At 75.5% G+C, this 10,193-nt stretch carries 10 protein-coding genes; 5 read left to right on the plus strand and 5 right to left on the minus strand.

Annotated elements, in window-relative coordinates; translation table 11 throughout:
* Positions 1-123: 123 nt before the first annotated feature.
* Entirely contained in the window at positions 124-696 is a 573-nt protein-coding gene (locus tag QWZ14_RS19815; protein WP_290318559.1) for a PaaI family thioesterase, read from the plus strand.
* A 19-nt stretch (positions 697-715) separates the two neighbouring features.
* On the opposite strand, the gene QWZ14_RS19820 is transcribed toward QWZ14_RS19815, so the two are convergent.
* From QWZ14_RS19820 to QWZ14_RS19830, 3 genes are read right to left on the minus strand one after another with little or no spacing between them, the layout of a single operon-like run.
* The gene (locus tag QWZ14_RS19820) at positions 716-1,696 is read right to left on the minus strand and encodes a Bug family tripartite tricarboxylate transporter substrate binding protein (protein WP_290318560.1); all 981 of its coding nucleotides are present in this window, start codon (positions 1,694-1,696) and stop codon (positions 716-718) included.
* A gap of 38 nt (positions 1,697-1,734) precedes the next feature.
* Entirely contained in the window at positions 1,735-3,216 is a 1,482-nt protein-coding gene (locus QWZ14_RS19825; protein WP_290318562.1) for a CYTH and CHAD domain-containing protein, read from the minus strand.
* Between the two features lie 14 nt (positions 3,217-3,230).
* Positions 3,231-4,352, minus strand: coding sequence for a hypothetical protein (locus QWZ14_RS19830; RefSeq protein WP_290318563.1), 1,122 nt, complete (start codon positions 4,350-4,352; stop codon positions 3,231-3,233).
* 185 nt (positions 4,353-4,537) lie between these two features.
* Between QWZ14_RS19830 and modB the strand changes: the two genes are divergently transcribed.
* The 4 genes from modB to QWZ14_RS19850 are packed head-to-tail and all read left to right on the plus strand — an operon-like array spanning position 4,538 to position 9,232.
* Entirely contained in the window at positions 4,538-5,236 is a 699-nt protein-coding gene (gene modB / locus QWZ14_RS19835) for a molybdate ABC transporter permease subunit (protein ID WP_456307260.1), read from the plus strand.
* The gene (gene modC / locus QWZ14_RS19840) at positions 5,236-6,336 is read left to right on the plus strand and encodes a molybdenum ABC transporter ATP-binding protein (RefSeq protein ID WP_290318564.1); all 1,101 of its coding nucleotides are present in this window, start codon (positions 5,236-5,238) and stop codon (positions 6,334-6,336) included. Before modB ends, modC begins: the two co-directional genes overlap by 1 nt.
* Entirely contained in the window at positions 6,333-7,271 is a 939-nt protein-coding gene (locus QWZ14_RS19845; RefSeq protein WP_290318567.1) for a MoeA family protein, read from the plus strand. The genes modC and QWZ14_RS19845 overlap by 4 nt, the downstream gene beginning before the upstream one ends.
* Positions 7,259-9,232 carry a molybdopterin biosynthesis protein gene (locus QWZ14_RS19850; protein WP_290318569.1) on the plus strand — a complete coding sequence of 658 codons (1,974 nt, stop codon included), beginning with the start codon at positions 7,259-7,261 and terminating at the stop codon, positions 9,230-9,232. The genes QWZ14_RS19845 and QWZ14_RS19850 overlap by 13 nt, the downstream gene beginning before the upstream one ends.
* Here the strand turns inward: QWZ14_RS19850 and QWZ14_RS19855 are convergent, their stop codons facing one another.
* Positions 9,233-9,793, minus strand: a complete 561-nt coding sequence (locus QWZ14_RS19855; RefSeq protein ID WP_290318571.1) for a cob(I)yrinic acid a,c-diamide adenosyltransferase — start codon at positions 9,791-9,793, stop codon at positions 9,233-9,235.
* A gap of 20 nt (positions 9,794-9,813) precedes the next feature.
* Positions 9,814-10,193, minus strand: a 380-nt coding sequence (locus tag QWZ14_RS19860) for an energy transducer TonB (RefSeq protein WP_290318573.1), incomplete at its 5' end; no start/stop codon positions are given.

The following is a 10,193-nucleotide window of genomic DNA, read 5'->3' on the forward strand; positions in this document are numbered from 1 at the left end:
CACGGCCAATCCGGGAATCCCTAGAGTCCACAGGACCTAAAGGCCGACTGCACCGTCCCTCCTGGCCCCGGTCTGTCGTCGCCGGGACCGGCTCCACGGCATGGCCCGCCGGCCGCTTGCCGGATGACAAGGGGGGTTGAGGCCGCGGCGGGTGCGGGTCTATCGATCGGGCGCCGCCGTCAGGACCGCCCCGCCCTTCCCGCCACCCATCCGCCACCGCCATGCCGGCCCGAGGCGAGGGAGACCTCCGTCATTCCACAGCCCACCCCCCCGGACGCCGTCCCGGACGGCTATCTGCCGGCGCATCATGGCGGACCCTATGCCAGGGAACTCGGCCCCTTCTGGTCCCGGGCCGAGGAGGCGCAGGTCGCGCTCGGCATCCGGCTGCAGCACCGGCACTGCAACTCGGCCGGCGCCGCGCATGGCGGTTTCGTCGCCACCCTGGCCGACCTCGGGCTGATCCATGCGGTGGCGGTGATGCGGGAACGCCAGGGCAAGCCGCGCCACTTCCTCACCACCGTGTCGCTGACCGTCGACTACCTCGCCCCGGCACCCGAGGGCTGCTGGCTGGAGGTGCGCTGCGAGGTTTCCCGCCTCGGCCGCAACCTGAGCTTCACCGAAGGCACGATGCTCGCCGATGGCCGGCGCGTGGCCCGGGTCAGCGCGGTCATGGCGGTGCTGGGCCCACGCGACTGACCGCGCGCGCGGCACTGCCTCAACCCTCGGCCGAGATGCCGGCGGCCTCGACGATGCGGCGGAATTTCTCGGACTCAGCGGCGACGAAGCGCCGCGACTCCGCGGCACCCATGTCCTGGACCAGTAGCCCCTGCTCGGCATAGGCCGCCCGCAGCCCAGGCTCGCGCAGCAGGCCGGCGACGATGCCGTGCAGGCGTTCGACCAGCGCGTCCGGCGCGGCCGCGGGCAGGAACAGGCCGAAGAAATTCACCAGCTCGTAGGCCGCCAGCGGCGGGTGCTCGGCGATGGCCGGCACCTCCGGCAGTTGCGGCATGCGCTCGCGCGAGGTGACGCGGATGGCGCGGATCGCGCCCTCCCGGATCAGCGCCAGGCCGGAGGCCAGGCTGTTGTAGCCGAATTGCACCTGGCCCGCGGCGATGTCGACCACCGCCGGGCCGGAGCCGCGATAAGGGATGTGCACCGTCTCGATACCGGCCATGTGATTCAGCAGCGCGCCCGAGAGGTGCTGCGGGTTGCCGATGCCGGAGGAGGAATAGCTCAGCGCCCCCGGATGGGCGCGGGCATGCGCCACCAGCTCCGGCACGCTGCGGAAGGGCATCCGCGGATGGGCCATGACCACCACCGGCACCTTCACCATGACCATGACGGGACGCAGGTCGCGCAGCGGGTCGTAGCTGATCCTGCCGCGGAACAGGTGCTGGTTGATGGCGGTCTCGCCGGAGCCGCCGAGCATCAGCGTCAGCCCGTCCGGCGGCGACTGCACCACCGCCAGCGCCCCGACCATGCCGGAGGCGCCGGAGCGGTTCTCGACGATGACCGGCTGGCCGATGGCGGCACGCAGCGGCTCCGCGATGATCCGTGCGGTGATGTCCTGCCCGCCGCCGGCGGGGTAGGGAACGATGAGGCGGACGGGCCGGTCCGGAAATCCCTGGCCCCGCACCGGATGCCCGCCGAGGGCGACCGCCGGGGCGGCAAGCAGCAGGCTGCGACGGCGGACCATGGCCTTCCCCCTCCCGGGGTCGTTGCCCCGGCGGCAGCCTAGCCCGAAGCGTCCCTGCCCGGCGAGTCGCGCGCCGCCTCCGGCAGCGGCAACGCCTTGAAGCGGTGCCAGGCGCGCGGAATGCGCTCGAACGCCTTGGCCTGGCGGGCCGCCGCCCAGTCCCGCAGCGCGGCGACGGCCTCGGCCGGCGCCGCGGCGTCCAGGCGCCCGGCCATCGCCTCCGCCATCGCGGCATCGTTCATCAGGCCGAGTTCGGCCTGCAGGGCGGCGCAGCCGGCGAGGAAGGCGCGGGCCTGCTTGCGCCGGTGCAGCGGCGCCAGGGCCTCGACGCCGTAGCGCAGCTTCTTCACCGCCTTGCGCAGCGCATGCAGATCCGCCGGCGGGCGCTGCCGGATGCGGCGGCCGCGCCGGCGGGCCTTGCGGGCCAGGCGGTGCTCCAGCCGCGGCATGGCCGCCGCCAGCCGGCCGGCCGGGATCGGCGCGGCTTCCGCCCAGGCGGCGAGGCCCAGAACGACAGCGCTCAGCGCCGGGCCGGCGAGCTCCTCGGCCAGGGCGCGGCGGGCCGCGGCGCGGGCCGCCTCGGCGGCCGGGCGCAGCGCCGCCGCAGCGGGCACGGCGGCCAGGGTCTCGGCGCAGAAGACGTCCCAGTCCCGCGCCGCCCCCAGCACCTGGCCGAGGCGGCGCAGCTCCAGGCCGAAGCGGTCGGCCGGCACCGGGTCCAGCAGCGGCCGGAACAGCGCCAGCGCCGCCCGCAGCCGGCGGATGCCGACCCGGAGCTGGTGCACGCCTTCCACCTCGGCGGCAGCGGGCAGGTTGGCCAGCAGCCCGGTGAGGCCGGCGCCGATGATGCGGCGGAAGGCCTCGGCGGCGCTGGCCCCGGGCGGCAGCGCCACCGGGCCCGGCTTGGTCACGGCACGCGGCCGGCCGGTCGAGAGCCGCCAGCCGCGCTCGGCCTTGCTCTCGGCACCGAGGGTCAGCGGCAGGCCGGCCTGCAGCGCCTCGGCCAGCGCGAACAGCGGTGCGGCGGGGCCGGATTTCAGCTCCAGCTCCAGTTCGAGGATCGGCTCCGCCGCCGCTCCGGCCCGGACCTCGCCGGCATCGAGCGCCACCTCGATGACGCTGCCCTCACGCTCCAGCACATGGAGCCGTCGCGCGATGGTGGTGGCGAAGACCGGGGCGAATGGGGGCATCGCGGCCAGCAGCGCGGCCAGCGGCGTCTCCGCCAGCAGCGCTCGGTCCGGCGCATCGGCGGTGACCGGCCATTCCCACTCGCCCCGCTCGAAGGCCTGGCCGGCGGCATCGCGCAGCTTGAGGGTCTGCACCCGCGCCCGGCCGCGGCGGCGGATGCGCAGGCTGGCGCCCATATGCGCCAGGTCCCAGCCCGGCGTGTCGAAATAGGTGGTGACCTGGCGCTGCACCTTCGGCGCCGCCGCGCCCTGCAGCAGCGGATGCGCCGCGACGGCCTCGGCCGCCGCGGCGGGAATGAGCAGCTTGATCTCGAGTTCGCTCGGCGCGGCCATGGGCAGTCCCGGGTTCAATGCCGCACCAGCGACAGGAGGATCTCGACGGCGATCAGCAGCAGGATGGCGGCCTCCAGCAGCTCGGCCCGGCCACCGGCGGCCTCGCTGTGCAGGGCGGCGTAGGTCTCGCGGATGATCGCCAGCTTGCGGTCGACCGCGGCATTCACGTTGGGTACGCGGAACAGCTCCATGGCCGCGGCATAGACCCGGGCGAGGTAGACGTCCTCGGTCACCTGCAGCGCATTGTCCACCCGTTCGGTCAGCTCGCTCACCTCGGCCACCAGGGTATGCAGGCGGCGGGCGAGCCGGGCGTAGCGGCGGGAGGCCAGCAGGTTGGTGCGCCGCCGCGCCGCCTCGACCAGGTCGCGCATGCGGGGCAATTCCTCGTCCAGCATCTCGTCGTAGGTCCGCATCTCCAGCAGCTGGGCATTGGCGATCTCGAGCACGTCGGCGACGTCGGTCTCGCGCTGCGGCTCGTAGATGAAGGCGCGGTCCCAGGTGATCACCACCAGGTCGTCCGGGTGGTAGGAGAAGCGCTGCCGCAGCAATTCGCGGCGGGCGCCCTCGGCCAGCGGCCGGGTCTCGCCCGACAGCAGCGGCACCAGGTCGGCGCGCGCGAGCAGGTCCTCGGCGGTCAGCGGCGTGTCGAAGGCATCGACCACGGCCAGCAGGTAGTCCTCCTGCAGCGGCGCCGCGGTCGGCCGGTCCAGCGCCTCGCCGAGCAAATGCCGGAGGCGGTCGAGCAGCCCGTCCCAGACGGGCGCCGCGACATGCGGGCCGATGGCGAGGTCGGTCGCATTCACCAGCCCTTCGTACTCGGCCCAGGGCAGCTCGGCGACCGGCAGCCGCAGGGCGAAGGCGGCGATGCCGAAGTCGTAGAGCCGCACGCTGGCGGCGAGGCTGCGGCCGGCGCCGCCGATCTCGAGCGGCACCGGGCCGAGGTCGAGCGCCAGTGGCGGCACCCCGAAGGAAACCGCCTTGGCCGGGGTGCCGGCCAGCCGGCTGCGGGCGCTGGCGCCCTGGGCGCGGCTGGCCCAGAGCTGCTCGGCGCGCTTCAGGTCGATCTCATAGGCCAGGTCGAACAGCCGCAGCGCGACGATCTGGCCGGAGCGGACCCGGGGTTCGGCATCGGCCATCCAGGGCTTCCTTGGGGTAGAGAGGGGGGGTGGAGCAGGCGCTTGTACGCGGGCTGCCCGCCGCTTGTCCGAGACATTGCACCTCACGATCGAGCCTGTCGGCCCTGGCGGGGCCGGGGCGGGCGGACTACCTCTGTGACGCCCTCCCGAGGAATCCGCATGCCTGCCCCCCGCCCGCTCGCCGCATGATGGACTGGCTGGGCCCCGAAGAATGGCAGGCGGTGCGGCTCAGCCTCGGCGTGGCGGCGCGGTCGGTGCTCGTCTCCCTGGTGCCGGCGGTGCTGGTGGCCATGACCCTGGCGCGCGGGCGCTTCCCCGGGCGGCTGTTGCTGGATGCGCTGGTCCATTTGCCGCTGGTGGTGCCGCCGGTCGTGGTCGGCTGGGGCCTGCTCATGCTGTTTGGCATCCGTGGCCCGATCGGCGGGCCGTTGAACGACTGGTTCGGCATCCGCTTGGTCTTCACCACCGAGGGCGCAGCGCTGGCCACCGCGGTGATGTCCTTCCCGCTGATCGTGCGCGCCGTGCGGCTCGGCCTTGAGGGGCTGGACCCGGGGCTGGAGGCGGCGGCGCGCACCCTCGGCGCCGGGCGGCTGGACCGCTTCCTCGGCATCACCCTGCCGCTGATGTCGCCGGGCATCCTGGCCGGTGCGGTCACCGCCTTCGCCGCGGGCCTGGGTGAATTCGGCGCCGTCATCACCTTCGCCTCGAACATCCCCGGCGAGACCCAGACCCTGCCGCTGGCCATCTACAGCGCCACCCAATCCCCCGGCGGCGAGGCCATGGCGGCGCGGCTCGCCGGCGTCTCCTTCGCCCTCGCGCTGGCGGGGCTGCTGCTGGCCGAACTGATCGGCCGGCGGATGCATCGCGCCCTGGGCCGCGGCTGATGCTCGAGGTCGCGCTGCGCCATGCCTGGCCCGGCTTCGCGCTGGATGTGGCCTTCACCGCGCCGGAGGGGGTGACGGCGCTGTTCGGCGCCTCCGGCTGCGGCAAGTCCACCGTGCTGGCCGCCGTCGCCGGGCTGCTGCGGCCGCTGGCCGGGCGGGTCGCGCTGGACGGCGCCGTGCTGCTGGACACCGCGCGCGGCGTGGTGCTGCCGCCCGAGCGCCGGCGCTGCGGCGTGGTCTTCCAGGATGCCCGGCTGTTCCCGCATCTCAGCGTCGCCGCCAACTTGCGCTACGGGCTGAAGCGGGCGCCCCGCGACGCCACCGGCCCGGGCTTCGAGGAGGTGGTGGAGCTGCTCGGCATCGCCCCGCTGCTGGGCCGCCGGCCGCTCGGCCTCTCAGGCGGGGAGCGGCAGCGGGTGGCGCTCGGCCGGGCGCTGCTGGCGCGGCCGAAGCTGCTGCTGATGGACGAGCCGCTGGCCGCGTTGGATGCGCCGCGGCGGGCGGAGGTGCTGCCCTTCCTCGCCCGCCTCCGCGACGTGGCCCGGCTGCCGATCCTCTACGTGACCCATGCGCTGGAGGAGGTGGATGCGCTGGCCGATACGCTGGTGCTGCTGGAAGCCGGCCAGGTGATCGCGGCCGGCCCGGTGGAGGCGCTGGCGGCGCGGGCCGACTTGCCGGCGCTGGCGCGGCGGCGGGATGCCGGAGCGCTGGTGCCCTGCACCGTGCTGGCGCAGGACCCGGCGCGCGGGCTGACCCGGCTGGGCTTCGCCGGCGGGGAGCTGGTGGCGCCGTTGCGCCCGGGCCTCTCGCCCGGCGGCCGGCTGCGGGTGCGCATCCGGGCGCGCGACCTGGCGGTGGCGACCGAGCCGCCGCGTGGCATCTCCATGCACAACATCCTGCCCTGCACCCTGCTGGGGATCGATCCGGCCGGGGAGGTGCCAGAGGGGGTGGAGGTCTTCCTCCGCCTCGCGGTCGGGGCGACGCCGCTGCTGGCGCGGGTGACGCGGGATACGGTGGACCGGCTGGCGCTGCGGCCGGGGATGCCGCTCTGGGCGCTGGTGAAGTCGGTCGCCTTCGACCATGCGGCGGGGTCGGCATGAGCACGCCGCCGCGCCTGGTCCCGGTGGCGGAGGCCCTGGCCGTAGTGCTCGGCCTGCTGTCCGTGGTGGCGCCGCGCCGCCTGCCGCTGGCCGAGGCGATCGGCCGGGTGCTGGCCGAGCCGCTGCGGGCCATGGGTCCGGTCCCGCCGCAGGCCATGGCCCTGCGCGAGGGCTGGGCGGTTGCCGCCGCACGAACCGAGGGCGCCGGCCCCTATGCCCCGGTGCCGCTGCCCGGCCTCGCCTGGGTCCTCGCCGGCGCCGCGCTGCCGCCCGGCACCGATGCGGTGCTGCCGCCCTTCGCCCGCGACGGCGACCTTGTGCTGGAGCCGGTCGGCCCCGGCGAGGGGGTGCGGCTGGCGGGCGAGACCGCCGCCGCCGGCACTGAACTGCGCCCGGCCGGGGCTTTGCTGCGCCCGGCCGACCTGCTGCTGGCCGCCGCCGGGATCGAGGCGGCCGCCATCCGCGTCCCGCGCATCGCCCTGCCCGGCGCCGGCGCCCTGGCGGCGCTGGTCGCGGCCGAGGGCGCCGCGGTGGTGACCGACGGTGCCGACCTGGTCCTCGCCTGCGGCATCCCACTGGATGCGGTGCTCTGCCCGGCGCTCGGCGCCCGGCCGGGGGAGGCGACGGCGATCGGCACCCTCGGCGGTCGCCCCGCGCTGCTGCTGGCACCGCTGCCCGAGGATCTGCTGGCCGGCTGGTGGCTGCTCGGCCGCCCGGCAGTACGGGCGATGACGGGGCGCAGCGCGCCGCCGCCGCGCCGACTGGCGCTGGGGCGCAAGGTCGCCTCGCCCATCGGCTTCACCGGGGTGGTGCCGCTGGGTCCGGGCGGCATGCCGCAGGACAGTGCCCTGACGGCGGTCGAGGCGCTGTTGATTGTCCCGCCCGGGCTGGAAGGCTACGACGCCGGCACCCAGATCGAGGCATGCGATCCCTGACCGACCCCAGCCTGCTTGAGCGTATCCGCCGTGCCGCCCGGCAGGAGCAATTCCTCGACGTCGTCCCGGCCGAGGTGGCGACGGCGCGCTTCCACGTCGCCATCGACCTCGCCCCGCTGCCGGCCGAGGCGGTGCCGCTCGCCGCCGCGCTCGGCCGGGTGGTGGCGGTGCCGGTCGCCGCCGCCGCCGATGCGCCGCCCTTCGACCGCGCCTCGATGGATGGCTTCGCGCTCCGCGCCGCCGACACCCTCGGCGCCACCGAGGCGGCGCCGCGCCGGCTGCGGATGAACGCCGAGCTGCTGGCCTGCGGCGTGGCGCCCGGCATCGCCGTCGCCCCAGGCACGGCGACCGCCATCGCCACCGGCGGCGTCATCCCGCGCGGCGCCGATGCCGTGGTCATGGTGGAGCATACCGAAGCCGAGGAAGGCCCGGAGGGCCCCGTGGTGCTGGTGCGCCGCCCGGCCGTCGCCGGGCAGGCGGTCGCCTATGCCGGCAGCGACATCGCCCGCGGCGAGACGGTGCTGCGCGCCGGCACCCTCGTCACCAGCCGGGAGATCGGCATGCTGGCCGCCGCCGGGCTGGCGACCGTGCCGGTGGTGCGCCGCCCCGGCGTCGCCATCCTCTCGACCGGCGACGAGCTGGTCGCGCCCGGCCAGCCGCTGCCGACGGGTGGGATCTATGACAGCAACGCCGCCATCCTCGCCGCCGCCGTCACTGAGCACGGTGGCGAGCCACTGCCGCTGGGCATCTTCCGCGACGACGAGGCTACGCTGGAAGCCGCCCTCCGCCAGGCGCTGGACCAGGCCGACCTGGTGGTGATGTCGGGCGGCACCTCGAAGGGTGCCGGCGACGTTTCCCACCGCATCCTCTCACGCCTGCCGCCGCCGGGCGTGCTGGTGCATGGCGTGGCACTGAAGCCGGGCAAGCCGCTCTGCCTCGGCGCCGTCGGCCGCACACCGGTCGTGGTGCTGCCGGGCTTCCCGACCAGCGCCGTCTTCACCTTCCAGGAATTCGCCGTGCCGGTGATCCGCGCCCTGGCCGGCCTGCCGGCGCGGGAGGAGGCGGTAGCCGAGGCCCGCCTCGCGGTCCGCACCCCGAGCGAGGCCGGCCGCACCGAATACGTCATGGTCTCCCTGGCCGAGGACCCGGCGGGCGGTCTTGCCGCCTGGCCGCTCGGCAAGGGCTCCGGCAGCGTTACCGCCTTCTCCCAGGCGGATGGCTTCTTCGCCATCGACGCGGCGGAACAGGGCGCCGCCGCCGGGACGCCCTTGCAGGTCCGGCTGATCGGCGGCGCGCACCGGCTGCCGGAGCTGACCATCATCGGCAGCCACTGCACCGGGCTGGACGCCATCCTGGACATTCTGGCGGCCGAGGGCACCCGGGCACGCAGCCTGGCGGTGGGCAGCCTCGGCGGGCTGGCGGCGGCGAAGCGGGGGGAATGCGACCTGGCGCCGGCGCATCTGCTGGACCCGGCCTCGGGGGCCTACAACACCCCCTTCCTGGCCCCCGGGCTGCGGCTGGTGCCGGGCTGGCGGCGGGTGCAGGGGGTGCTCTTCCGCCCCGGCGATGCGCGCTTCGAGGGGCTGGACGGGCCTGCCGCCGTGCGCCGCGGCGCAGCCGATCCCGATCTCCTGCTGGTCAACCGCAATGCCGGCTCCGGCACGCGCATCCTGCTCGACGGGCTGCTCGGCGGGGCGCGGCCGCCCGGCTATGCCAACCAGCCGAAGTCGCACAACGCGGTCGCCGCCGCCGTCTCCCAGGGCCGCGCCGACTGGGGCGTGGCGATCGCCGCGGTGGCCGGCGCCTATGGCCTCGGCTTCGCGCCGCTGGCCGATGAGCACTACGATTTCTTCCTGCCGGAGGCGCGGCAGGATCGCCCGGCGGTGCGTGCCTTCCTTAGCGCCCTCGCCTCCGCCGAGGGCCGGGCGCGGCTGGCCGCGCTGGGCTTCACCCCCGCCTGATCAGCGGGTGGCGCCGGGCACCCACAGCACGTCGCCCGTGCCATTGCCGTTCAGCCGGCGCGAGAGGACGAACATCAGGTCCGAGAGGCGGTTGAGGTAGCGCACCGCCTCCGGGTTCAGCGCCTCCGCCGCCGCCAGCCCGACCACCAGCCGCTCGGCCCGGCGGATGCTGGTGCGGGCGAGATGCGCCATGGCCGCCGCCGGGGTGCCGCCGGGCAGCACGAAGCTGGTCAGCGGCGGCAGTTCCGCGTTCTGCGCCGCGATCTCGGCATCCAGCCGGGCGGATTGCGCCGCCTCCAGCCGCAGCCGGGCACCGCCCTCGCCGGGGACGCAGAGGTCGGCGCCGAGGTCGAAGAGCTCGTTCTGGATGCGCGCCAGGATCGGGTCGATCGCCGCGTCGCCTGCGGTCTGCAGCCGCAGCAGGCCGAGCACCGCATTGGCCTCGTCCACCGCGCCCATCGCCTCGATCCGCAGCACGTCCTTGCGCACCCGCGTCCCGTCGCCAAGCGAGGTTTCACCGGCATCGCCGCCGCGGGTGGTGATGACATCGAGTTTGACCACGGCGAAACCTCCTGGGCGACCTACTGCCGCAGACGGAAATGGATCGCGGTACGGATAGTGCCAGGGATGGCGAGGCCGCCGCGTGTCGCCGGGCGGAACCGCCAGCGCTGCACCGCGCGGCGTGCCGCCTCGTCGAGCGCGGCATAGCCCGAGGTGCGGACCACCTCCACCTCCTCCACGCTGCCGGTGGCGGTGATGTGCAGCAGCACGGTGACCACCCCCTGCTCGCCCCGCGCCTGGCTGGCGGCGGGGTATTCCGGGTCCGGGTTGCGGATGCCGTCGGCGATGCCGGGCGGGGTCACCGCGCCGAGGACCGGGGCGCCGCCCTGGGTCAGGGGCTGCGGGCCGGTCGCGCCGGCAGGCGGCGATGGCGGCGGAGCCGGCGCCTGGGCCGCCTGGC

Source organism: Paeniroseomonas aquatica, assembly GCF_030409335.1.
In the GTDB taxonomy this organism is placed as follows: Bacteria; Pseudomonadota; Alphaproteobacteria; order Acetobacterales; family Acetobacteraceae; genus Belnapia; species Belnapia aquatica.